The sequence below is a fragment of the Njordella aestuarii genome (genome assembly GCF_056494165.1).
In genome coordinates this window covers 1,785,819-1,811,005 of the sequence record NZ_CM151397.1, presented here as the reverse complement: position 1 = coordinate 1,811,005, position 25,187 = coordinate 1,785,819, and the positions used below count along the sequence as shown (strand labels likewise).

General features: G+C 51.3%; 20 protein-coding genes. 12 read left to right on the top strand and 8 right to left on the bottom strand.

Annotated elements, in window-relative coordinates; all coding sequences use genetic code 11:
* Positions 1 to 72: 72 nt before the first annotated feature.
* From sufU to SH451x_RS06850, 5 genes are all read left to right on the top strand, one after another.
* On the top strand, positions 73 to 456 hold the full coding sequence (gene sufU, locus SH451x_RS06870; RefSeq protein ID WP_479361704.1) for a Fe-S cluster assembly sulfur transfer protein SufU: 384 nt from the start codon (positions 73 to 75) through the stop codon (positions 454 to 456).
* 71 nt (positions 457 to 527) lie between these two features.
* Positions 528 to 1,772, top strand: coding sequence for an aminotransferase class V-fold PLP-dependent enzyme (locus SH451x_RS06865; RefSeq protein WP_479361703.1), 1,245 nt, complete (start codon positions 528 to 530; stop codon positions 1,770 to 1,772).
* Between the two features lie 195 nt (positions 1,773 to 1,967).
* Positions 1,968 to 3,749, top strand: a complete 1,782-nt coding sequence (locus tag SH451x_RS06860) for a C2 family cysteine protease (protein ID WP_479361702.1) — start codon at positions 1,968 to 1,970, stop codon at positions 3,747 to 3,749.
* 96 nt (positions 3,750 to 3,845) lie between these two features.
* Positions 3,846 to 4,346: a TrmH family RNA methyltransferase gene (locus SH451x_RS06855; protein ID WP_479361701.1), complete on the top strand. Its 501-nt coding sequence runs from the start codon at positions 3,846 to 3,848 to the stop codon at positions 4,344 to 4,346.
* 5 nt (positions 4,347 to 4,351) lie between these two features.
* Positions 4,352 to 5,749 carry a sensor histidine kinase gene (locus SH451x_RS06850; RefSeq protein ID WP_479361700.1) on the top strand — a complete coding sequence of 466 codons (1,398 nt, stop codon included), beginning with the start codon at positions 4,352 to 4,354 and terminating at the stop codon, positions 5,747 to 5,749.
* Positions 5,750 to 5,792: 43 nt separating this feature from the next.
* Here SH451x_RS06850 and SH451x_RS06845 read toward each other — a convergent pair whose 3' ends face one another.
* Complete coding sequence (locus tag SH451x_RS06845; protein ID WP_479362893.1) at positions 5,793 to 6,602, bottom strand: SDR family NAD(P)-dependent oxidoreductase; 810 nt, start codon at positions 6,600 to 6,602, stop codon at positions 5,793 to 5,795.
* Between the two features lie 14 nt (positions 6,603 to 6,616).
* Positions 6,617 to 7,108 carry a ribose 5-phosphate isomerase B gene (gene rpiB / locus SH451x_RS06840; protein ID WP_479361699.1) on the bottom strand — a complete coding sequence of 164 codons (492 nt, stop codon included), beginning with the start codon at positions 7,106 to 7,108 and terminating at the stop codon, positions 6,617 to 6,619.
* Positions 7,109 to 7,594: 486 nt separating this feature from the next.
* Here rpiB and SH451x_RS06835 point away from each other — a divergent pair, with 486 nt between their 5' ends.
* Positions 7,595 to 9,394, top strand: a complete 1,800-nt coding sequence (locus tag SH451x_RS06835; RefSeq protein ID WP_479361698.1) for a 30S ribosomal protein S1 — start codon at positions 7,595 to 7,597, stop codon at positions 9,392 to 9,394.
* A gap of 81 nt (positions 9,395 to 9,475) precedes the next feature.
* On the opposite strand, the gene SH451x_RS06830 is transcribed toward SH451x_RS06835, so the two are convergent.
* The gene (locus SH451x_RS06830) at positions 9,476 to 9,826 is read right to left on the bottom strand and encodes a DUF2200 domain-containing protein (protein WP_479361697.1); all 351 of its coding nucleotides are present in this window, start codon (positions 9,824 to 9,826) and stop codon (positions 9,476 to 9,478) included.
* Positions 9,827 to 9,994: 168 nt separating this feature from the next.
* Here SH451x_RS06830 and SH451x_RS06825 point away from each other — a divergent pair, with 168 nt between their 5' ends.
* The 4 genes from SH451x_RS06825 (at position 9,995) to SH451x_RS06810 (ending at position 14,614) form a co-directional block, all read left to right on the top strand.
* A complete protein-coding gene (locus SH451x_RS06825) occupies positions 9,995 to 10,525 on the top strand; it encodes a SixA phosphatase family protein (RefSeq protein ID WP_479361696.1) in 531 nt (176 codons plus the stop codon).
* 238 nt (positions 10,526 to 10,763) lie between these two features.
* On the top strand, positions 10,764 to 11,807 hold the full coding sequence (locus SH451x_RS06820) for an aldose epimerase family protein (protein ID WP_479361695.1): 1,044 nt from the start codon (positions 10,764 to 10,766) through the stop codon (positions 11,805 to 11,807).
* Positions 11,808 to 11,900: 93 nt separating this feature from the next.
* Entirely contained in the window at positions 11,901 to 13,163 is a 1,263-nt protein-coding gene (locus SH451x_RS06815) for a putative DNA modification/repair radical SAM protein (RefSeq protein ID WP_479361694.1), read from the top strand.
* Positions 13,164 to 13,180: 17 nt separating this feature from the next.
* A complete protein-coding gene (locus SH451x_RS06810; RefSeq protein ID WP_479361693.1) occupies positions 13,181 to 14,614 on the top strand; it encodes a UdgX family uracil-DNA binding protein in 1,434 nt (477 codons plus the stop codon).
* 6 nt (positions 14,615 to 14,620) lie between these two features.
* Here SH451x_RS06810 and SH451x_RS06805 read toward each other — a convergent pair whose 3' ends face one another.
* The 5 genes from SH451x_RS06805 to SH451x_RS06785 all read right to left on the bottom strand — a co-directional run bounded on the left by SH451x_RS06805 (position 14,621) and on the right by SH451x_RS06785 (position 21,798).
* Positions 14,621 to 16,003, bottom strand: a complete 1,383-nt coding sequence (locus SH451x_RS06805) for an NAD(P)/FAD-dependent oxidoreductase (RefSeq protein ID WP_479361692.1) — start codon at positions 16,001 to 16,003, stop codon at positions 14,621 to 14,623.
* Positions 16,004 to 16,042: 39 nt separating this feature from the next.
* Complete coding sequence (locus tag SH451x_RS06800; protein ID WP_479361691.1) at positions 16,043 to 18,298, bottom strand: hypothetical protein; 2,256 nt, start codon at positions 18,296 to 18,298, stop codon at positions 16,043 to 16,045.
* Entirely contained in the window at positions 18,295 to 18,843 is a 549-nt protein-coding gene (locus tag SH451x_RS06795; protein ID WP_479361690.1) for an RNA polymerase sigma factor, read from the bottom strand. Before SH451x_RS06795 ends, SH451x_RS06800 begins: the two co-directional genes overlap by 4 nt.
* Before the next feature lie 31 nt (positions 18,844 to 18,874).
* A complete protein-coding gene (locus SH451x_RS06790) occupies positions 18,875 to 20,146 on the bottom strand; it encodes a DUF1501 domain-containing protein (RefSeq protein WP_479361689.1) in 1,272 nt (423 codons plus the stop codon).
* 71 nt (positions 20,147 to 20,217) lie between these two features.
* Complete coding sequence (locus tag SH451x_RS06785) at positions 20,218 to 21,798, bottom strand: DUF1549 domain-containing protein (protein ID WP_479362892.1); 1,581 nt, start codon at positions 21,796 to 21,798, stop codon at positions 20,218 to 20,220.
* A gap of 504 nt (positions 21,799 to 22,302) precedes the next feature.
* On the opposite strand from SH451x_RS06785, the gene SH451x_RS06780 reads away from it, so the two are divergent.
* Together SH451x_RS06780 and SH451x_RS06775 are read left to right on the top strand one after the other, a co-directional pair.
* Positions 22,303 to 23,265, top strand: coding sequence for a hypothetical protein (locus SH451x_RS06780; RefSeq protein ID WP_479361688.1), 963 nt, complete (start codon positions 22,303 to 22,305; stop codon positions 23,263 to 23,265).
* Between the two features lie 249 nt (positions 23,266 to 23,514).
* Positions 23,515 to 25,167: a sigma 54-interacting transcriptional regulator gene (locus SH451x_RS06775; RefSeq protein WP_479361687.1), complete on the top strand. Its 1,653-nt coding sequence runs from the start codon at positions 23,515 to 23,517 to the stop codon at positions 25,165 to 25,167.
* Positions 25,168 to 25,187 lie beyond the last annotated feature (20 nt).

Sequence of the window (25,187 nt, the reverse complement as noted above, 5' to 3'; positions counted from 1 at the left end):
CGTTAGGGGATGACGACTAGCCACTTAAGCAACAGCGATGGACTGCCACAGCAGATCTAGATGAACACGACGATGAACGACGAAGACATTTATCAAGAACATGTGATGGATCACTATGAAGATCCCTACCATCGCGGTGACTTGAATTCGAAGACTCATACCGGTTCGGGAAAGAACCCATTGTGCGGCGACGTTGTCTCAGTCAACCTCGAAATAGACGATGAGGGACGCGTTAAGCAAGCGTACTTTGATGGACAAGGATGCTGCATCTCGCAAGCTAGCGCGTCGATGTTGATGGAAGCGATCGAAGGCAAGACAGTCGAAGAGATCAAAGAGATGGGCGCAACGGAAATGCTCGAACTTTTCGGTCCTAAGCTCACGCCGAATCGGCAAAAATGCTGCTTGCTACCTTGGCGAGTCGTGCAAACTGCGATTTATTCGCCAGTGGCGGGCTAAATCTTTCGGCTTTTGACTGGTTGCGACCCAACACACTAATGAACCTCAGCCCTGGGCCGATAGCCAAATCTATGTTTGATGTTGAACGCACGCGTGCAGATTTCGCATATCTGCAAGTCGAACATCCGAGCGGACTGCCGATCGCCTATTTGGATAGCGGAGCGAGCACGCAGCACCCGGCTCAGGTGCTCGAAGCGATGCAGGATTGCTACGAGAACGCTTATTCGAACGTACATCGAGGCATCCACTTTTTATCGGAAGCCGCCACGGATCGCTACGAAACTTCGCGTGCGACAATCGCTCGTTTTATCAACTCTTCCAGCGACCAGCAAGTAATCTTAACACCCGGCTGCACCGCAGGGATTAATGCTGTTGCGCAAGGTTGGGGACGAAAGTTTGTCAAAGCAAACGACTTCATTTGTGTTACGCAGATGGAGCATCATGCGAACATTGTGCCTTGGTTTCAATTACGTCAGGCGACGGGCTGCCAGGTCAAATTCGCCCCGATCACGGTCGATGGGCAGATCGACATGCCAGCTCTGGAGGCTTTGCTGAGCCAAAAGCCGAAGCTTCTTGCGATCACGGCCGTGAGCAATGTGTTGGGCACCATTAATCCGATCCAAGCGATCGTTAAGGCCGCTCACAGTTTTGGCGTCCGAGTATTGGTCGACGCTGCACAAGCGGCCCCGCACATGCCAATCGATGTTCAGCAATGGGATTGCGATTTCTTGGTATTTTCTGGTCACAAAATGCTTGGACCTTCGGGAATTGGCGTCCTGTATGGCAAACTTGAAATGCTGGAAGCGATGGATCCGTTCATGGGTGGCGGAGGAATGATCGACATTGTCTCCGAGCAAGGTTTCACGGCGGGCGAGTTGCCTGCCAAGCTGGAAGCGGGCACTCCGCCGATTGTGGAAGCCGTCGGACTTGCCGCCGCCGTCAAATACCTACAAACAGTCGGCCTTGAGACTATTTCCCAGCATGAGCATTCATTGACTCAAGCGGCGTACGACAAGCTTTCTGCCATTGATGGCGTCCATATACTTGGTCCCAGCATCGAACGCCGTAGCGGTATCATCAGTTTTACGGTCCATGGAATTCACGCTCACGACGTCGCGCAGGTTCTCGACCAACACGGTGTTGCTGTACGACCGGGACATCATTGCACGATGCCACTGCACGACCATTTGGGCATCTCGGCTAGCAGTCGCGCCTCTTTCTATCTGTACAATACGCTTGAAGAAGTCGACCGACTCGAGGCCGCAGTCTTGGCCGCCAAGTCACGACTGACCAGCCGAGCTCGTCGCAGAGTCTAGCGGATTCCCTGGAGACGAACCTCTCCGCGAATCGATGCAGCGTCTCCTAAAGAGGCTGCTACGTCTTAGGATTCGCATCTGACGCCGAATACCTCTGGCGATTGTTGGAGCTTTCTCGAATTTTACAAGTAACAATTCCTGCGCGGTGACGCTTTGCAAGTGTCAACCTTTGTCATTAACGCAAGGAATCAAGCCATGTACCGCAAGCTTTTCAATAAATCTCGCACTAACAAACGAGCTCAAAATACAACCCTCGCGGTCGAATGCCTGGAAAATCGCAGGCTGATGGCTGCCGATATCTCTCTTGCCGCCAACGGCTTGCTCAGTATCAAGACCGGAACCGCGGCCGACAATGTCCGAATCTATTCGGCCGAAGGCAAGACTCAAGTATCGATTCAAATGGGCAACGCAGGCCTAGAAAAATACTCATTCACCAAAGTTTACCAGCTAGACATTCGAACGTACGCCGGAAACGATACTATCTCGAATGAAACGCGAATTCCGTCGATCGTCTTAAGCGGAAACGGCAATGACTCTGTTTATGGTGGATCCGGGGCCGACACAATATATGGTGGGAACGGAAACGATTACCTTTATGGCAGTCGTGGTAATGACACAATTTATGGAGATGCCGGTAAAGATCGAATCTTAGGCGGCGGGGGCGAAGACTTGTTAGTCGGAGATAATGTGGCTCTGGCGACGAGCGATGCGGCCATCGCAGCAATGAAGACTGGAGTGTACAACGACTTTATTGATGGTGGAGCGGACGACGATTGGATCGTTGGACTTCTAGGTGACGACCGGCTTGTCGGAGGTGGCGGCGACGACATTGTTTATGGAAACATGGGCAATGACGAAATCCATGGTGACGGGATCGACGGACTCAACTATGTTCGCCGCGACGCTCAATACTCAGGAAATGATTCCTTATACGCCGGCGATGGAAATGATCAAATCTACGGCGGTTACGGAAAAGATCAGATCATGGGCGAAAACGGAGATGATGTTATCGTCGGAGGTGAGGGCGACGATTTCTTGATGGGTGATGCGGGTAACGATCACATGTATGGCGCGGGCGGGAATGATCACCTCTGGGGAGGTGATGGCAACGCGGACTGGCTGTACGGTGAGGAAGGAGATGACTGGCTTGATGCTGGAAGTGGAGCGGAAGGACTAAACACAAGCATCGGTGGAAACGGGAATGATTTTAATGCGTATATCACCAAAGTTGGTGGCACCTCGGCCATAGACATCGCCCAGGGCGGATCGAAAAATTGTTTCATTCTGGCATCGATAGCTGCTGTGAATAACACAGGAGTTGACCTGTCGAGCAGGATTACCTATCGAGGCAACGGTTATTACGATGTAGCACTCTTTCAACAGGTCGGCAGTAGCATAGTAACAGTTCAAGTGCCAGTTCAGTTTGACGGCACATTACGCTCGACTGATCCAGTTGCACACTTTCGCGGACAGGAAGGCGAGAGTTGGGCTATCATTATGAACCGAGCGATCGCAAGCCATCTTGGTGTAGACCTCAACAAAACAAATGGTGGCGATGCAGGACCTGTACTCTTTGCACTCACCGGCAGAAATGTAGCTGGCACTTTTGCATGGTTTACAGGAGACATTGCGGCACCACTGACAACGAACTCTCGGGATTTGCTCATCGCAAACTTCCAAGCCGGACGCGCTATCATCGCTGGCACAAGAAATACTCAGGAGCAGATGACTGGCAACATGTTCGCGGCGGATCACGTTTACACAGTGCTCAACGTCATACCAACTTATATTTTCAATCCATTCGGGCCTCCAACCTTAATAAACTGTGACATCATATTGTACAACCCTTGGGGAATCGACGTGAATGCTGATAGCTTAGCTGCCGGCACAGCCACAGCATCAGGTGCGAACGACGGCGTGATTGCGGTGAATTGGGAGATGTTTCGATTGAATTTTGACGAGATCCGTTTTGCCTAAGGCGGTTCCATCAAGAATGGTGCTTGGCGAAAGTACGTAGTTCGATCAGAATGCGGCGATTAACGCTACGGGACTCGCCAGTAGAAGCTAACTTGAATGAAGCGATTCGAACATATACGTCACAAACCGCCCGTTGAATTGATTCGGCCGCGAGGCATGACGATCGTGCTTTCCCCGATGCGCAGCGGCGTGAACCTGAGTCGCATCGTACGGCTTGCTGGCTGCGTCAATATCTCAACGATCTACAAGATCGGGCCCGGTAAAGTAGATCGAACGATCGCTCGCGACGCCGCTGACACAGTGACCGTAACCGAGCGACAGTCGTTGGTGCCCCTGCTGAAGAAACTGCGTGAAGAAAAAATTCATTTAGTTGGCTTGGAGCAAACGACGAATTCCCAATGCTTGTACGAATACCAGTTTCCTCACACCGTTGGTCTGGTCGTCGGCAGCGAGCGTGAAGGGCTTGATCAGGCGACTCTAGACCTACTTGACGATGTTATTGAAATTCCCGTTTATGGCCAGCCGGCTAGCTACAATGTTGCAACGGCGACTACGATGGCGGTTTATGAATACTGCCGCCAGTTTCCCAAAGGCTAAGGGCAATGTTATTACGTCAATCACGGTCGCCTGCAGACTATGCGGCTGCACTTGATACAGCCGTTTGGATCGTCCAGCTGCGCTGGTTTGCCGTAATAGGTCAGTGCGTTGCAATTGCGTTTGCGGCTGGATTTCTGATGATCAGCTTACCGTTGATGAAACTTGCAATCGCAGTGCTCGTCACTGTCGTTTCCAATCTCGGACTGATGGCTTACCTGTACTTCCAACGGCAAAGCACGCAGCGTCGACCGGGCGCCGAGCGACCAGTGATCCGAACGGAATTTTCTAACTCCGGCCAAATCGTTGGTGATTCTGATCGTTCAGCAATGAAGAAAGTAGGTGCCCTAGAAAATCTCTTAGGCAGTTCTTTGCTACTGGACGTGCTAACTTTGACAGCGTTGTTGTATTACAGCGGTGGCATTTCCAATCCCTTTTCGTGTTTCTATTTCGCCAACATCGCAGTGTGCGGGCTGATCCTAGCGCCGCGTTGGACTTGGGCTGTTTCAGGACTCAGCGTCGTTGGAGTCACGATGCTGTTGATCGACTCGAACCCGCTTTCGCTTGATAACCTAGAAATCGAAAAGGATCTGCCCTTTTTATCGATTCGCAAACAAGGAAGCTTCGTTGCACTCGCGACCTGTTGTATCGTTGTCGCTTATTTCATTAATGTTCTGATGACTGAATTGCGGAATCGCGAGGAACGTCTGGCAAGAGCGGAAGCGGATAGGACGCGGTCGCAGCGACTAGAAGCGATGGCAACGTTGGCCGCTGGGGCAGGACATGAACTCGCATCACCGCTATCGACAATCGCCGTGGTCGCAAAAGAGCTATCGCGAAAGCTAGACAAGCCGGATGTCCCAAAAGGAATCACGCGCGACGTCGAACTTATTCGATCTGAACTTGACCGGTGCAGGGAAGTCTTGCATCGCATGAAGAGCGGCGCTGGCGAAGCATCGGCCGAAGGGTTTCACGAAGTTACCGCAACCGAACTCGTTAACGCGATCATCCATCCAATGCGGGAACCGAAACGCATTAGAATCATCATGCCCGAATGGGGCAAAGACCAATCTGCGAAACTACCGCTTCAAGCACTGTCGCAAGCCATTCGCAACTTACTTCAGAACGCACTGGATGCGTCACCTCCAGAGGCGAATGTCGACATGATTTTTAATTTTAAAAACGACACTTGGCAAGTCCGTGTTTCGGATCAAGGTACCGGTATGGACTCCGAAACAGTCGAACGAATCGGTCAGCCATTCTTTACAACCAAGAGTGTCGGACAAGGAATGGGGTTAGGAGTATTCCTCACGCGTAATGTTGTGCAAGGTTTAGGAGGTCGCTTGAACATAGAAAGCCAACAAGACGTTGGAACAATAATAACCGTCGAAATACCCGTCACCTAACCTGCTACCGCTAACGTTACCACTGGTTTCGCTGATAAAGCGCTCAGTAGTTCGGTCGCCAGCCGCCATTGACGGAGATGATCTGCCCATTAACAAATTCGCTAGCCGAATCAGCTAACCACAAGGCAGCACTCGCTATATCTTGCGGTGTCCCCCAACGTCGCAGTGACGATTCCCCTATTGCGCGATCCTTCCATTCATCTGAAGCTGAGTTGCCCCAGGCGGTTTGAATCCACCCGGGAGCAATAGCATTGACGCGGACCTCGGGACCAACGCTCATCGCGAGTGAGCGCGTAAACGCAGCGACGGCGGCTTTGACAGCGGCAAAGTACTGACCACTATCTCCTGCCATTCCATGTTCCGCCTGGTCCCATGAGAGATTGATGATACAAGGCTTGGCTGGCTCGGGAGCTAACATTGGTACTGACTTCATCGCTTCCGCAACACTGCGGCCGAGAAGCATCGTGGCGCGTACGTCGGTGCGCCAAAGCAGGTCGAGCTTGTCAGCAAAGTTCAGCGACTGGTTCTCGCCGGTCAGCACGTCTGCGCCAGCCGCGTTGATCCAAACGTCGATTTTTTGCTTCCACTTGCGAACGCTTGACAAAAGCTTTTCAAGCCCGCGATCTTCGGACAAATCCGCAAGTACACCGCAACAGCACTCGGACGACAAATCTTGCGATGAGCTTCCGTGATGCAACTCGCGAGCCTCTTGAACCAACTGTTTTGTCTTCAACAAGCCGGCTTCGTTGCGACGGCCATGCACGAATACGTTGTCACCTTGCCCGGCGAAAGCGACCGCAATTGCTTGACCGATACCCGAACTAGAGCCAGTGACGACGACCGTGCGATTCATACTTGGCACGAGTCCTATTTTTTATAACTACCGAGCATACGTTGTTCGATGTCAAGAATCTTTTGCAACCTTCGAGCATGGCGTTCTTGAGGAGCGTAACGTGCATTGACGAATGCTTTCACGATTTCAAAGGCAACTTCCGGTCCGATGACTCTCGCGCCGATGCACAAGACGTTCATGTCGTCATGTTCGACACCTTGTCGTGCGCTGTAGGTATCGTGGCACAAAGATGCTCGGATGCCTGGGAACTTGTTCGCTGCGACGCTGACGCCTACTCCGGATCCGCAGATCAAGATCCCACGTTCGACCTCTTGGGCAAGAATTTTTGTGGCGACCGCTTCGGCAAAGTCAGGGAAGTCGCTCGGTTTCTCGTCAAACGTCCCACAATCCTGGAACGGAATAGACAGTTTCTCCAATAAAGCGGCTACCTCTTTCTTTAATTCAAAACCGGCGTGATCTCCACCGATGGCGTAGCGAAGTGTGTCAGTGGAATGCGGTTTGTTCATGCAAGTTTGCCAGGAAGAGGTTAGCTGGAGGCTGAAGTCGAAAAGCTAGAAAAAGGCCGGAACGCGAGCACAAAATCTAGAGCTTTTCCGTCATCTTGGCAAGAATCCTTCCCCGCTTCAAACTCGTTTCACCAAACAAACCTCTTTAAGAGAGTTCACTGAAATCGGTGTGGGCTGATTTCATCGCCAGAAATCCGTTTGAAGCGAAATTACGCCGTTGCTGCAAACGGCATTCATTGCTAAAACACAGAGCTTCGCAATTTTGGACCTTTCGCATCGGCACGTGACCGTCGCAGTCCAATCGCAAACCCCTAACCCCTCGTCGCCTGATTCCATTCTTGTCCGCGTGCTAAGCCCTTGCTGGGCAGGCACTTACAGCCGCCTTTGGCATTTTCAGGCCCGATGCTTTCGCAAGCTCGCTCGTCTGTCTGCTTGTGACGCTGGACTCAGAATCGGTGACCGAGTTCGCTAAGGTTCTTTAATTTTATGGTAAATCGTAATCTAATTCGCTCTCTTGAAGATGACTCCATAGCAGCACTGCTGGAAGAGATGATGGAGGACGTTGATGGCGAAGAACTGCTACTCAATAGCCTCGAAGATGCAAACAAGCAGTTCGACGTCAATCAAATTGTTGAAGGCAAAATTGTTGAAGTTAACGACGAATTTGTAGTCGTCGACGTCGGTTTCAAGAGCGAAGGTTCGATTCATCGTAACGAATGGAGTGAAGACGAAGAGCCGCCGGTAGCTGGCCAAATTGTGAAGGTCTTGATCGAAGAAGTCGAAGACCAACACGGCATGCCGGAAGATCATCGAAATATGATCAGCCTCAGCAAGCGCAAGGCTGAGAAGATCCTGCAATGGGAAAAGATGATGACTCAGGTCCAAGAGGGCCAAGTCGTCACAGGTACCGTTGTCCGCAAAATCAAAGGTGGTTTGCTGGTCGACATTGGCGTCAATGTTTTCTTGCCAGCTAGCCAAGTCGACATTCGCCGTCCGAACGATATCGGTGACTTCATCGGTCGATTCGTACAATGCGAAGTCCTCAAGATCGACGACATTCGCCGTAACATCGTGGTTAGCCGCCGCAGCTTGATCGAACGTCAACGCGAGGAAGATCGCGAACACTTGATGGCCGAACTGGAAGTTGGTCAAGTTCGCAAGGGCGTGGTCAAGAACATCGCCGACTTCGGTGCGTTCGTCGACCTTGGCGGTATCGATGGTCTGTTGCACATCACCGACATGTCTTGGGAACGAATTGGTCACCCGAGCGAAATGGTCAGCATCGATCAAGAAATCGAAGTCAAGATTCTGCAGATCGATCGCGAGAAGCAAAAGATCGCTTTGGGCCTCAAGCAAAAGCTCAAGAATCCTTGGGAAAACATCGAAGCCAAATACCCAGTTGGAACTGTGGTTCAGGGCGAAGTTGTCAACGTAATGAGCTACGGTGCGTTTATCAAACTGGAGCCAGGCATCGAAGGCCTTGTTCACATCAGCGAAATGTCTTGGACTCGCCGCATCAACCATCCAACCGATATGGTGAACATTGGCGACAAGATCGAAGTCAAGATCTTGGGCGTCGACGCTCAAGGCCAACAACTGTCACTGGGCATCAAGCAAACCTTGGCAAATCCTTGGGACAACGTCCTCGAGAAGTATCCAGAAGAAAGCTTGATCAGCGGCAAGGTTCGCAACTTGACGAACTACGGTGCGTTCATCGAGCTTGAAGAAGGCATCGATGGCTTGCTACACGTTTCTGATATGTCGTGGACCCGCAAGGTCAGCCATCCTAGCGAAGTGTTGGAGAAGGGCCAAACGATCCAATGCCGTATCTTGAGTGTCGACCAAAGCCGACGCCGAATCGCGCTTGGATTGAAGCAGTTGGACGATGATCCATGGCATACCTCAATTCCAGCCAAGTACGCTGAAGGTCAAGTTGTAACTGGTAAAGTTACGAAGATCACGAACTTCGGTGTCTTTGTTGGATTGGAAGATGGATTGGAAGGCTTGCTGCACATCAGCGAACTCTCCGATGACAAGATCGAAAACCCAGAAGAGATCGTGAAGGTCGGTGACGAAATCGAAGTCAAAGTACTGCGTGTCGACAGTGAAGAACGCAAGATCGGACTTTCGCGTCGCCGAGTTGACTGGTCTGCCGAGCACGAAGAAGCTGCAGCTAAGGCTGAAGCCGCCAAGAACGAGAAGTCGAACACCACAAGCAGCGGTGGCGAACTCAAGGGCGGTTTGGGCAGCGATGGTCCACTGATCGGGCCAGCATCATCCGAGTGATCGTAACGGTCTGAACTAGACTTACTGAAAGGCCATCGCTTTCCCGCGATGGCCTTTTTTTATTTCCTGCAAAGCGTAAATCTACTTTCGCAGTATTTTTTCCATCGCTTTGCCTTTCGCCAGCTCGTCGATCAACTTGTCGAGGTAGCGAATCTTTTGCATCAGAGGATCTTCTACTTCCTCAACGCGGACACCGCAGACGACTCCCTTGATCAACGAACAATTTGGATTGATGACGGGAGCTTGAGCAAAGAAGGATTCGAAATCTTTCTCGAGTTCAATCTGCTTATTCAGGGAAGCTTGGTCATAGCCCGTCATCCAACAAATGATCTGATCCACTTCTTCCTTTGTACGCCCTTTTCGTTCCGCTTTCTGTACGTATAGCGGGTAGACCTTTGCAAATTTCATTGCGAATATTCGATGCGCTGACATGCTTACTCCTCCTGCACAGTTGAAGTGAAGACCAAATTACAGTACCGATGGTTTTTGCATCTGATTGTGCCATGTTGACGACTACGACATAATTGCAGAACCTACGTCACGGCAAACCCAAGTAGAGTGTTTGCCCGCCTCTCAAGTAAGCATCGCAGTTCACTGACCATGAAACCTATTGTAATTCTGATGCGTCACGCGAAAAGCTCTTGGGCAGATTCATCGATGACCGATTTTGAACGCCCGCTGAATAACCGAGGACAATCGGCAGCACCGCTGATGGCGAGATTCCTGCGTCAGAAAGCTTGGATCCCTAACCAAATTGTAAGCTCGAGTTCTGTTCGCACGCGTGAGACACTCGACCGGATGCTGCCGGAATGGAACTCAAAGCCGAAAGTGCACTTCGCTGACGAACTTTATCTTGCTCCACCAAATTTGATTCAAGAGGCCGTCTTCACGGCTTGGCAAAATGATGTCGATTCGGTGGACGAAAAACGCACCCCACTGCTGATGCTTGGGCATAACCCCGGCATGGAACTTTTTGCCTCAAGCCTTGCCGGGCAAAGCTTACCGATGCCCACCGCCGCCATCGCAGTTTTTCAATGGAAGAAATCATCGGCCCCCAAGCACGGCAGCGAAATAGCGTGCGAAAATTTCGAACTCCTTCAATTTGTAGTCCCTAAGGAATTGGTGGAATAGCCTCGTCGGCGGTTCCGCATTATTCGCCCAGGGTCGCTCGCGCACTGTTCGAATCCGTTACAATAATGGCGATTTCGGCAATGTTTTTGTTGCCGACGCGGGCACAAACATTCACATACTATGGATCATCGCTATGATCACGCTAAAACATCAAACTTGTTCGAGCAAAGCGACCGGCCTCTGGCTAGTCGCACTTTGCCTTTGGATTTTTACAGTAGACCAGAAAAAGATAAACGCCATGACGATTGATCGCGAAGATTTTGGAACGACGTCGAAGAACGAACCAGTTTCGCTTTACACACTCACGAATAAATCAGGCGCTAGTTTGCAACTCACAGACTACGGCGCGATTATCGTTGCCATCAACGTTCCAGACAAAGATGGCAAGCTGTCCAACGTGAACGCTGGTTTTAAGGACTTCAAATACTACCAACAAGGCCACCCATTTTTTGGAGCAACCGTCGGACGTTTTGCCAATCGAATCGGCAAAGGCAAGTTCACTATCGACGATGAACAATACACCCTCGCAGTCAACAACGGACCGAATCATCTGCACGGCGGCAAAGTAGGCTTCGACAAAAAACTGTGGAAAGCGGAAGAGATCGAACAAGGAAACGCCTCGGGTATCAAGTTCTCACTATTTAGTCCCGATGGCGACGAAGGCTATCCCGGAAACTTGCATGTTTACGCAACGTATCTGTGGGATGACGAAAATCGACTGACGATCAATTTTCAGGCGACGACCGACAAGGCAACGCACGTGAACCTTACCAACCATGCCTACTTTAACCTGGCAGGCATTGGCAGCGGTTCCATTAAGGAGCACCGCCTGCAACTCATGTGCGACAATATGTTGGACGTTGACAGCACCTTGATTCCTACTGGCAAGATCTTGCCAGTCAATGGGACTGCGTGGGACTTTCGTGATGTGCACACCATCGGTGAACGAATCGATGGTTTGAAGGCAACAAGTGGTTACGATCATTGCTTTGTCGTGAATGGGCAACCGGGAACTCTGCGGGCATGCGCGGTTGTTACAGACCCGGCGACTGGTCGAGCCATGGAAGTCCAAACGACACAACCGGGAGTTCAGCTGTATACCGGCAACCATCTGCCAGGCAACGATTCGTCAGCGGGAGTCGGCCGACACGAAGCATTCTGCCTTGAAACGCAGCACTATCCCGATAGCCCGAATCGCCCCGAGTTCCCGACTTCCTTGCTGCGTCCCGGCGAAACGCTCGAAGAAACAACCACCTATCGGTTCTTTCTCGCTAGCGAATAAATGCTGCCCTAGCTCGTTCGTGCAGTTAAAATGCCGCTGCAGTTGCGGTTAGCAAGAGCTTTGTAGTTGCTAACCGTTCCAACGTAGTGGCTTATGATCCAAGAAGACCTCTTTAAGAAGCTTGCCGTTCTAGCAGATGCGGCGAAGTACGACGCTTCGTGCGCGTCCAGCGGCAGCACCGTCAAGCGGCCTGAAGCTACCCTTGGCAACACAACGGGAATTGGTATTTGCCACAGCTACGCTCCCGATGGACGATGCATATCGTTGTTGAAATTGCTGCTGACAAACTATTGCATCTACGACTGCCAGTATTGTATCAACCGCATAACAAGCAATACCGCACGCGCGCGATTCACCGTCGACGAAGTTGTTTACCTCACGATTGAGTTCTACAAACGGAATTATATCGAGGGGCTTTTCCTTAGCTCCGGCATCATTCAGTCCCCCGACTATACGATGGAGCAGTTGGTTGAAGTAGCTAGGAAACTTCGCGAAGAAGAACTTTTCGGCGGCTACATTCATCTCAAGACCATTCCGAATGCTTCGCAAGATCTCATTGATCGAGCGGGGTTGTACGCAGATCGGCTGAGCGTCAATGTCGAACTTCCTACCATTGCTGACTTGCAAGCTTTAGCACCGGAGAAGAAGCGGCCAGAGATCGAACTTGCCATGCATCACATCAAGGATCGAGTCGAAGAACATCGGGATGATCGGGCCAATGGCATGAAAGCTCCGCGATTTTCTCCCGGCGGCCAGTCTACTCAAATGATTGTTGGTGCCACTCCGTCAACCGATGCAGATATTCTGCGTACAGCGAGCGAGCTATACGTGCAACACAATCTGAAACGCGTCTACTATTCTGCTTACAGCCCGATTCCACATGCCGACTCGCGCCTGCCTGGTCAGAATCCGCCTTTGATTCGCGAGCATCGTCTTTATCAAGCCGACTGGTTGCTGCGTTTTTATGGGTTCAGCATTGATGAAATCGTCACTGGCGACGCCAACAACTTAGATCTCGCAATCGACCCGAAAACCGCATGGGCATTGCAGAATCGCGGCTTCTTTCCGATAGATATCAATAAGGCGACGCGAGAACAATTGCTTCGGGTTCCTGGTTTGGGCGTACGTAGCGTCGAAAGAATACTGAAAATTAGGCGATATCATGCTTTGTCTAGCGACGATCTCAAGCGGCTTCGCGTCTCATGGAAGAAGGTTTCGCCATTCGTTTTAACAAGCGATCGCACAGGTACAACTAGCGCGCTTGATCGACTCGATCTATCCCAAAAACTGGCCTCGAAACCACAGCAGTTACTGCTGTTTGACGCCCATTCTTCTGCCGTTTCCGGTGAAGTTTAAACGGGGGAAATTTCGCCATGCAAAAAGAAGGGGCGCTTCGTGTCTTTCAGATCGATAGCTTTGTAGACTGGCGGACGATAGCGAGAGATTTATTACAGGCCCAGACCGCTCCAAACTCGGTACATTTCACGACCGATCGCTCCGATCAGCTGTCGCTTTTTCCAAGTGAGTCGAACGGCGGGACGCTGTCACCGAATTCAAAACTCGTTGGTTCCACCATCCGCGTGCCGCGCGAACTGCCTGAGCTTTTGTCTGCCGTCTCAGCTCACCGCGAGTCGTTGCGTTGGAACCTGATGTACCGTGTTCTCTGGCGAGTTACGTACGAGAACCCGCATCTGCTGCAGATAGAATCGGACGAGGATATCCTTCGCTTGAAACGAATGCAAAAATCGGTAACACGCGACGAACACAAAATGAAGGCGTTCGTCCGCTTTCGTAAAACGGTGTTGGACGAAACGGAACACTTCATTGCATTTCACCGTCCGGATCATTTGATCGTACGCAAAGTCGCCCCCTTTTTTGCAGAACGTTTCAGTTCCATGAACTGGACGATTCTAACGCCCGACGAATCGGTAACGTGGAATCGACAGGAGTTGCTTTTCGGTCCCGGAGTTGCATCGCCAGAAACCTCGCTAAAAGATGACTTGGAATCCGCATGGCTGACATATTATCGTTCGATTTTCAATCCTGCTCGGATCAAATTGCGGGCAATGGTAAAGGAAATGCCGACGCGACATTGGCCAACTCTACCTGAGACGGCCATCATTCAAGACATGCTGGATGAGGCACCGCAGCGAGTTGAAACGATGATCAAGAATAGCGAAGGTTTTAATAGCTCGGCGAGAAACTTCATTCCGCCAGACGCAAAGTCCATCGAACAATTGAGAGAGGCTGCGCTAACTTGCCAAGGATGCCCGTTGCATGCTCCTGCGACTCAAACCGTTTTCGGAGTAGGTAACGCGAGAGCCAAACTTATGCTGGTCGGTGAACAACCGGGCGATAGTGAAGACTTAGAGGGAATGCCATTTGTTGGACCGGCAGGAAAAATCTTAACTCAAGCTTTTGAAATGGCCGGCATTGATCGAAATGAAGTGTACCTGACGAATGTTGTTAAGCATTTCAAGTTTCAGCAGCGCGGAAAGATGCGATTGCATGCCAAACCGGGCGCTCGCGAAGTCTCGGCATGCAAGCCCTGGTTATTGGAAGAGCTTCGACTGGTCAAGCCGGAGCGACTAGTATGCTTGGGTGCAACTGCGGCTCAGGCAATTATCGGCCGCGATTTTTCGATAACACGCCAGCGTGGACAGCAGATGGCCACTGAGTATTGCGAGTTTACTTTGGCAACGTATCATCCGTCTGCCATCCTTCGAGTTCCTGATAAAGAACAGTCGAAACAGATGTTCGATCATTTGGTCAAGGATCTTCGAACAGCAATCGACAAAGAGCTCTAGGCTCGCTTAAACTGCAGAAGTTTCAGCGGACGGCTGTTTCAGAATTGACAAATGATCGTTCCAAATTTCGTTATCTAATTCGGCTTTCAACAATTCGAGCGTTTCGTTGACGTTCAGAGTTCCCTGAACGATTCGAGCCGAATTGAGCAGATATAAGCCTGGAACGCTGGAGACTAACGGGGGACGATTCACAGAGTAATTCAACGTGGGAATCGCCATAACATGCTTGGCTCTTGCCGTTTGGATCGCCACGACTTGACTCCTGTCAAAGCCTTTGTACATTTTTTCGAGCGTTGCGAGACACCTTTCGTGTATTTGATCGTCCGTTTCCTGAAATCGAGGATCGTCGCTACTCATGTATTGCGGAAGATAAACCAGATAATGGCCATTCAATTTTTCGGGAGGCAAGATGGACCCCATCTCGATGATCCCGGTCAACGGTACCCAATCATCTGTTATGTTCGTGACATAGTATCCGCCCAGCTCTTTCTTTAGCAACAATGAAGTGCAGATTACGCCAAGGTATTCGACACGATTTAGCTTCTGAACTTCCGCCTCGTTGAGGCCTTCGCAGGTTTTCGAAATTACGGGAGTAGGCGCCGTCGTGATAACGCGGTCAAAGTCTTCAAACCGTGGTTCTTGACCTTCGCTCGATTCAACGACTAACTTTCCGAGCTGCTCATCGTACCGAACTGCCTTCACTGGTGCATTTGTTTGTATTAGCACACCGATCTGACGAAGTTTCGCTTGTAGCGCTTCTAAAATGCGGTGATAACCACCGGGTACATAGCCAAACATCTCTCGTTTCATTCCGCTGCGACGCGCCTTGTACATGCGGTCAATATATGCCCAGATAAATGCAGCAGAAGTACGCTTGTAAGCCTCACCTAACTTGGCTCGTAACAACGGTAACCAGATTTTTTGAAACGTCGAATCGCCGCTCCATTTCCGCAACCATTGCTCGACCGGGATCTGCTCCATCGCACGCCAATTGCGAATTTTTGAGCCGAGAAAGATCGTACCGCCCAATCGAAACTTCTGATACAGATTCAGAATTGGAAACTGAAGGAACTCCAATGAACTAGACAGCGAATAAAGCTTGCCACCTGAATAAAATCCGGTGCGTGTCTGCACCCATTCAATCTCGTGCTCCAAACCCAGCTCTTCCAGTAGTCCACGGGCAGCGGTGTCCGACAGCAAGGTTACGTGATAGTAGCGATCCCAAACTACATCACCGATTGTCCAAGCGCTTGTAAGGCCACCAACGGTGTCACCAGCTTCGAAAACGACGACCTCTTCGCCTCGCTTCCGCAATTCCAACGCGGCGGCTAGCCCCAGGATACCTCCGCCAACGATCGCCCAACGACTCGACTGTCTATTCTCTACCAAAATGTTGCCTAGTTCCCAGGATGATACGACAAGTGCCGATTATTTGGACACCGAGAGACTAGCAAGAATCCGAGCAATCGCAAGGTTCCGCGAAGCCGACAGATCAAGCAACTCGCCGCTCGAGTGCAATTCGCCGCTAGTTGGTGGCCGTCCAACCGAGGACAAATAGACATGCATTACGACACTTTTCCAATCCATCTGAGAATTGGAAAGCTTATTGATCCATGTTTCAAGTGCAGCGTTCGGGTGGCGAGATTCTAGCAACCAAGCTAACTGATCACTAGACATTCGATTTTCTTGCGGGCCAGCACCGGAGCTAAGCGGTTCCGTTTTCGGAGGCGTAACGAATGTCGGATTGGCCAAAACAGTGCGTGGGCTGCTCGTCTGCCCTGTCTGACGCAACCAAGCAACCATGCGATCGATGTTACCGAGATCCACTTCATTCGTGGGTGCATACCGAGCGAACGAGGCTGACTTCAGCATTTCCGTTCGAATCTGATCGTCGTTGGCAGTCAAATACCAGTCTGTTGAAAGCACTATATCGCCTGTTTGGAAAGGAGCCGACATTGCCAGAGTTGCCAGGATCGACCGCAGCGAACCGTCTTCAGAGTCCAACTGCTTTCCAAGAAACTCTCGAAGCTCACTCAATTCAGCCAAAGTTTGAGGCGGCATTGCGGATTTTGCTTGAAGCGGTTTGCGAAACATGCCAGTCCAAATGGCGTCGACGAATTCTTGCTTTGCAGCATCGGTTCCAACAGCCCATTCAGTCCAATCGACAACGGCGACACTCAGCTGATCAGAATCGGCAAACGCGTCCTCCGCCAAAGTCCTCAAAGAACCATCGGCTTGCGGCACCGCAGGCTCAGCCACTACCACAGACAAACTTTGATCGTAGAAAAGTTCGCGGTCAGCCTGGACTCGCATCTCCAAGCGATTGTTATCTTGCATCAAATCGAACTTGTGCAGCAGTCCAGCAAAGGCCCAGTATCTCGCACGCTGGTTTGAGTCAATCTCAACCACGTTCTCTTCCGCAGCATGACACTGTGCACACGAGGCCTGAGTCCCCTGCCACCGCGAAAGCAACTGCGTACTAGTTGAATGTGCATCCCGCTTGGGATTCGAGAACCACCATGCTCCAACTCCGCCGGCGATATTTGCCTCGTCCGGTACAGACAGCCAGTCACGCCACAGAGGTAAAATCGGCTGATCATCGCGGATTGCGGTCGCGATTTTTCCAACTGCACTCTTCCACGACTGCGCGGCGGCGGATAAAGAGTTTTGATCGGCTGGCGCATTTAATTCAAAATAGTCGGTCGCAAGTTTCTTAGCCCAATACTCTGCAAATTCATCGGAGCTGAGCAGTCGGTCAAGCCACGCCGATCTGGCATTCTGCAATTGCGTCTCAGACTGCAAGTACGATTGCAATGCGGTACGCTCAGTTTCCGATATTTTCCTTCCGATCAATTGTTCTGAAACTCGATCGGCCCATGCAACCGAGTCAAGCATTACTCCTGAGTCAATCTCAAGTCGATCCCACAACTGCGCAAATTGTGAATCGATTGTGACAAGCATTTGCTCACGATTGGCGTTCCACTTTGCAACTTCGCGTTTATTCAGTTCCTCTACCAGCGTCTCGGCGGCCAATCGGTCCCGTTGGAACGGAAGTTCGCCTAGCGGTCGCACTCCAACAACGGATTCTTCAATCGGGGCAACATCGGTACCACCAGCGGTTGTCGAATTGCTGTTCGCGATTTGCTCGGCTGGCACACTTCCTGTTTCCAAACCAGCCTCTGCGATCGACTTCGCCATGCCACCATCGGCTGGCGCCGTGTCCTTTACAGCAAGGTCTGCAGGTGAAAGCGCGTTATTGACCTTTGAGGCGTCATTCCCGAAGAAAGTACCCGCTATCATTAGCAGGCTCGCCGCGAGACCGGCCAGCACCCCATAGACAAGCCGCATTCGAATACCTTGAGGGATACTGCTGTCGATCTCGGAGTTCGCCGGATCCTTAATTGAGCGTACGACTGGTGCCGAGTTACTCGTGCCGCTCGGCATCAATTCCGGGTTGAGTCCGAATTGACGCTGAACATCTAACGCCGCAAGGGCCGCTGCAGCGTCCAAGTGCACCAGCTCCGTGCCGTCGGTAAATGTCGCGCGTGCGATCGAGGCCGCTACTTGGTCGGCATCCAAGTCACGGGGTTTCCTTTTGTTCAGGTATTCGTCCAACAACGAATCGATGAAGGCGTCAGAGTCGCCGTCGTCCTCGACGTAGTAATCCGAATTTTGGTCGTTCATGGGTGTTCTTGACCAGCGTTCATCTGGCTCTCAATACATTCTTTTAGTTGCGTTTTAGCGCGTTGCATCAGATTTTTTGCACCATTAGGACTGATGCCGAGCGCCTCGGCGATTTTTTCTCGACTAGCGCCTTCAGCAAATCGCATTCTCAACGACAGTTTTGCTCTATCAGTTAAGCGATCGAAGCAAGCTTTTAGGTACTCAAAAATTTCATTTTCACTCTCACCACCCGCCCAGCGAAACCAAAGCTGGTCGTAAAGATCCAGCTCTTGGGTCAACACAGTCCGTTTACTGCGACGGCGATGATCGATCAACAAGTGGTAAGCAACACGCCGCAAGTACGCCGACGTCGCTGTATCGCTAAGATATTCAATCGGTCTCCGCAGTACAGCGACAAATGTATCCTGCGTCAAATCGTCTGCCAAAGTTTCATCGCATCCAAGAACGCGAAGATACCGCCAAATGCTCAATTGAAACCGATCGATAAGTGACTGGATGTCAACCTGATTTTCTATATCAGTGTTATCAGATTGCGATCCTGGCATGCGAGCTTCCTACGACGCTTGGCCTATTCTCCTATGCGAACAGACCATCAATTAACTTACCACCACCTGCGATTTTCATCGGTCGACCATTCTTTGCAGTAAACGTCGTTTCTAGTGAAATACCTAACGCATGGCAAACGGAACTCATCAAGTCCTCGCTGCTGTAGGTCTCTCCCAAGATCTCCGTCCCGTCTTCGTTGGTCGCGCCGACGATCTTTCCACCTTGAATATTACCACCTCCGACGACAACACTCCACGCTCTGGCCCAGTGATCGCGGCCAGTATCTCCATTTATTCTTGGCGTACGCCCAAATTCTCCCATCCAAATTACTACTGTATCTTTGAGCATCCCGCGTTGTTCCAGGTCTTCCATCAATGCACTCATGCCCTTATCCATTTCAGGCAGCCGTGTATCTTGCAGCGATGTGAAAATATCTTGATGCATATCCCAGCCGCCCAAGTCAACCTCGACAAACGGAACGCCAGCTTCGACCAGACGCCTCGCCAGCAAGCAACCTTCACCGAATCCGCGGCCATAGCGATCGCGAACCGCTTGCGATTCTTTTTCGATTTTGAAGGCGTCCATTTGCTTGCTCGTCAGCAAATCAACCGTCTTCCCAAGAACCTTACGATGATCCTCAGCCGCCGACCCGCGACGTTGATTGTTGAAGTTCGTCTCGATCAAATCCAGCGCTTGCATCCGCTGCATCAGCCGTTGCTCGTCTAGCTTCATATCCAGGTTTCGAATCTGACCATTGCGCGACACATTGAACGGAGCCCAAGCCATGCCCAAGAACCCTGGCCCTTCACTCGCCCCGCCGACACTTACAAATGGCGGAATCTCCAGCCCAGAGCGCGTTTGCGAAAGCTCGTGCGCAATCACTGCACCGTAACTGGGATGTTCCACGTTGGGGTTGGGAACGAAGCCCGTGTGCATGTAATACCGCCCGCGATCGTGGTCGGCTTCGCGCGTGCTCATCGAACGGACTATCGCCAAGTTATGCATTTGCTGCGCAATCAATGGCAAGTGCTCACAGATTTGCCCTTCGCCGGAAGTCGAGATCGGTTGGAAAGGTCCACCTGTCGCTGAACCTGGCTTCAAATCCCATAAGTCAATCGTCGATGGCCCGCCGCCCATCCATAACAAGATAGCGCTCTTATTGTTCTTCTTGAGTTCCTCCGCATGCACCTGGAGCGTGTGTCCAAGCGACAGGGATGCGCCGTAAAGCGCTGATGCACCTGCCATATGCGACATAAAATGACGTCGGCTCATACCACTTGGGGTTGCGAATCGGTTCCACATGGGAGTGTTCCTTGGGCTGACTGAAGAGTTTGCGAACTCGGAAAGGATGAATACGAGGTTTGAGTGCGAGGCTAGTGAATGATGATAAATTCGTTGCTGTTGAGAATGGCCCACCACAGGTCCTGCAGCATTTCTGCCTCATTGCCTTTGCGTGCCACCAGCAATTGCTTGGCTGCAGTTAGCTCGTTAGGTCTCGGCTTGCGTGCCAATCCGGCGATGAACAAGTAGTTCACTTTTTGCGCTGTGGGCATCGTAGTATCGGCAACTTGTCGTAACCACGATCCCGCCTCTACGCTCACCGCCTGTCGCATCAGATCACCATTAAACATCATCAACGCTTGAGGAATCGAGCCGTTGAAAGTGGTCGTCTCGTCCCCTTCGTCGGTTCCAAACGCTACCACGAATTGGCGTAACCATTCGTTCCTGAGAGATTGCTGTCGCTCGAGCGAATCATTGCGATTTACCTGCGTTGCGACAACTAGCGACTGGTAAAGCTGTTCCGCTGACATCTGCCGAGTATAAAAGTGCGTAAACCGCGGCGGCTCGCCAACATTCGGATCGTCCGACTCATTCTCGCTGATAATGGACGAGCTCAACTGATACGGCTTCGACAGTGTGATCCACTCAATTAAAGCCTTCATATCGTAATCAGCTTTACGAAAATCTTGAGCCAGCTCTTCTAGTAGCACTGGATGCGTCGGAGGATTGTGCGGCCCCAGATCATCGATGGGACGCGTGAACCCATAGCCCAAAAAGTGAGCGAACATGCGGTTCACAATCGTCTTGTCCAAATACGGACTGTCCATCACCAATTTGCCAAGTTCAGTGCGTCGATTCGTTTGCGAAAGGTAACCACTCTTTCCAATTTCAGTGCCATCAACGAAAACTGGGAAAGCGGTGCGAACAACACTGTTTCGAAGTTCGTAGAAAATTTCGGCCTCTTCAGGCTGGCCACCTTCGCCAGCGAAATCTTCGTTGGCCAGTTCGACAAAGTCGATGTCGTTCGTACCTGAGGTGAATCGACGTAGCGATCTCGTCTGACGGAAAAACGCATTCAACTCCCAGAACTTCTGCTGCTTCCACTCGTTAAACGGGTGATCGTGGCACTGCGTGCATTGAACTTGCAAGCCCAAGAACGTCCTGCTCACCGACGCAGTCGCTTGCACAGCATCGTCTTCGTTAACTTTCATCGCCAGGTAATTTGTTGCCCCGTTGAAGTTTTCGGACCCTGGTTTATTCGTTCCAATCGCTGTAATCAGCTCATACACCATCTGATTGTAAGGCTTGTTACGCGCGAACGAATCTCGCAGGTATTTTTCCATCCCTTCACGATTCGTCAGCGATCGATTTTCCATGCCGCCATTTCGACCGATCAAAATATTCGTCCAGATCGTCGCCCAGTTATTTGCGTATTCTTCGATGTGCTGATCGTCATACAAAAGGCTGTGCACGAGCTTGGCGCGGCGATCTTTGTCTCGGCTTTTTGCGAAACTCTCCAACTCCTTGTAACTTGGAATTCGACCCAAGATGTCGAGATATACGCGACGACACCATTTCCAGTCATCTTCGACCGGGCTTGGCTTCAGCTCGTAATCGCTCCAACCAGTCGAAATCAAATGGTCGATTTTTTCGGTCGGACGCGCTGCGGCCATCTCGAATCCGCCTGAAGCCGCCTTCGACGCATTCGCACCAGGTGAAGCATCCTGTGCCTGCATCGGTGCCACCGGGGCTAAAATTCCAAGCGTCAGACAAACGACAAAGACCACTGGGCAGTAGGCTAGCGTTGCGGACTTCTTAGCGATTTCAAAAGTGGCTTTCATAGCGTTTGATTGCTCAAGTTTTGCAAATGCGTCTCTAAGGTGCAGCATCTGTGAGGAATTCATCGTGCGAACAGACAGCGTGCACTGGAACAAGCCGCGCGATCGTAAGAAAAGCGGTCCTCACGATGCAATTGTACTCTGAAAAGTAGCTCATTTTGCCCAGGCGAGTGGCTCAAATCTGTACCGAACCATCCTTATTTGAACTGTTTTTCGGACATAGCGATTCGGTTAAGACTGTGAAAAAACAGGGGAACCGACTAATCTGTTAGCCCATTACGACTTCAATCGCCGCTCTCATTTCCCCCGCTTTCGCGTTTCTTGTAACTCAGCACACCCATGAAAATCGAATGGAGACCTAGCGTCCGCGCCAGCGCCTTAAATGCAGCTCGCCATGTTGCCCAAGGCCGGTCGCTGGCCAGTAAGGAATGGGAAGCGAGCGTTGCTAGCCCAGCTCAGGCACTGCAGGTACACGTCGGCTCGCGATCTCCTGGAAGTAAGAACTTGGCCTGGTCAGACTTGGTAGGCATCTGCGAAGATTTCCAAAACGAACGAGATCTCGCCGAAAGCTGGCTGCTCGCGGAAGAAAGCCTTCTGAAATCTGCGAGCGACGGCACGATTGAACAAGTAGCTGGACTCATAAGCTCGATTGTAGATGCCACTCGGCTCGCGCACCCTCAATTAGAGCAACAACTGAAGTTGCGGATTGGACCACTTTTGCAGCAATGGGACGGCTACGGTGCTGCACTGATGGCCCATCTGGGAAGGATGACTCAAGTCGATTTTCGAAGTGGTGCCGTCGAATTGCTCGCGATACATCCGGTCGTTGGGGGCGATGGATTCGCCTCACCAACAAATAACACAGCCGTCATTGAAGCCATGCTTACGAACCCGTTGCCCGAACTTCCCGAAGTCGTCCGGCTTGCATGGCTCGTATCGCAGGTCCGATTTGCCAAACATCACAAGCTGCAGCTCGAAAAACTAACGCAAACGCAGTCGACGTCAGCGAGCGATTCCTGGATCCACTTCGCCGATGCTCCGTCCGTTCCTGGACAGCGTCGATTTCGTGACATCACGGCGCTCGCGTTACTGCCGGCAACACTTGCAGCCGCTGAAGTTGTCGAGCTGGCTCGGTGCGACGAACCTACGTTACAACTTGCGTTAGATCAATTTGCTCCGCGACGCCCCGACGTTCCGGATGTAAGCGTCAAGCTTTTGCAATGGTGGGAAACTTTTTTACAGACCAAGCCAAGCTGGCTCATCGCACTAACGGCCTTGAGTCGAGCGTTAGATCCCGACTGAGCCCGTTCATCTCGCATAACTTATGCGGCTTGCGTAAACCCGTACGTGGACAAGGGTTGCGGCAACCGACAACGGTCTTTTGGTGCGCCAATATGTGGATTTCCGCGTTCAGTGGCACGGGCTCTGCAATTGTAGTTGAAAGCGTGATATTCTTAATTGATCGATTATCGTACAGTTATTGGTCGTCCAGTCACCGCAGGACTGGTGCCTTTGCCTGTGCTCCCCCTCAAAATTTGAAGGATAGTATCGTTGCCAAATAAGGTCCTAGTTATTGACGACGATCGAAGCGCCCGGCTGCTCGTCGAATCCGCATTTCGCAATCAAGCCGATATTGAAGTGACAAGCGTCGGGACCGGTGAAGATGGTCTGCGGATTCTTGAACAACTCAATCCGAGCGTTGCACTACTCGATATCTACCTGCCTGGTTTAAATGGCCTCGAACTGTTTAAAAAGCTAAAGGCACTGGATCGTAAACTGCCGGTAATCTTCATGACGGGAGATACATCTAGCGAGACCGCCATCGAAGCGATGCGTGCGGGAGCGTTTGATTACATCGGAAAACCCTTCAAACTCGAACAACTTCGCAATCTAGTTCGCAGTGCAATTGCGTCTCGCCGCCTGATGGACGAACCGGTCGCATTGCACGTGAATGAGCAAGGGGCAATGGGCGAACAGTTCATTGGCCGATCGCCGACGATGATCGAAGTATTTAAACAGATTGGCCGCGTGGCTGCCCAAAATGTCACGGTACTCGTCCGCGGTGAAAGCGGATGCGGCAAGGAACTCGTGGCACGGGCATTGGTTCAACACAGCGACCGCTCCGACAAGCCTTTTATTGCCGTCAATTGCGCGGCGATACCAGACCAGCTTTTAGAAAGTGAATTGTTTGGGCATGAGAAAGGCGCTTTCACGGGTGCAGAAAAGCGTAGAATCGGAAAGTTCGAACAATGCGACGGCGGTACGATTTTCCTCGACGAAGTCGGCGATATGGCGTCGATGGTGCAAGGCAAAGTCCTGCGGCTCCTTCAGGAACAAAAGTTTGAGCGCGTCGGTGGTAACGAAGAGATATCAACCAACGTCCGTATCATAACCGCGACCAATCGCCCTCTCGAACAAATGGTTGAGACAGGGGACTTTCGCGAAGACTTGCTCTATCGTCTAAATGGTTTCACCATCCAGTTGCCGCCGCTTCGAAATCGCAAAGAAGATATCCCGTTGTTGCTTGAGTATTTCTTGCGACGTGCTCGAAGCGAGATGAAAAAGAACGATATCAAAGGCATTGCTCCCTCCGCGCTCGAAATGCTGACGAATTACAGCTGGCCAGGCAATGTCCGGCAGCTGCAGTCGGTTGTTCGGCAAGCGGTCTTGAAAGCAACTGGGACTGTTATTAGCCCTCAGACACTACCGGACTTTGTCCAAGGCTATTCGGCAACGCCACCCGATCTCCCAGAGAGCGGATTGAGCGAACCGCCGATTGCCCAGGACGCTGTGCCAACGAACCAAATTGATATTCTGGAGCCAGCGACCGATTTCGCGACAGTTCCCAATGGGTTCGACGCAGAAGCACCGCAGCCATTTAGTTACGGTGCAATTATCCCAGGTAGCGTGCTCCCATCAGAACCGGATCCAGAACTCCAGATTGAATCCGAGGACATGTCCCTGCGTTCAGCTATTCGAAGAATTGACCAGTTTATCGAAGAACGCTTGGGAGAAAACAGTACAGACCTTTATTCGGAGACTGTCGAATTGCTCGAGCGGTATCTCTTTACACGCGTTCTAGAACATACAGGTGGCAATCAATCGAAGACGGCCGAAATTCTCGGAATTACGCGAGGCAAGGTTCGAGACAGAATCGCTTCGTTTAATATTCAGGTGGACAAAACGGTAACTTTGGTCGACTAGGCATTCAGCGGCTTAGAAGG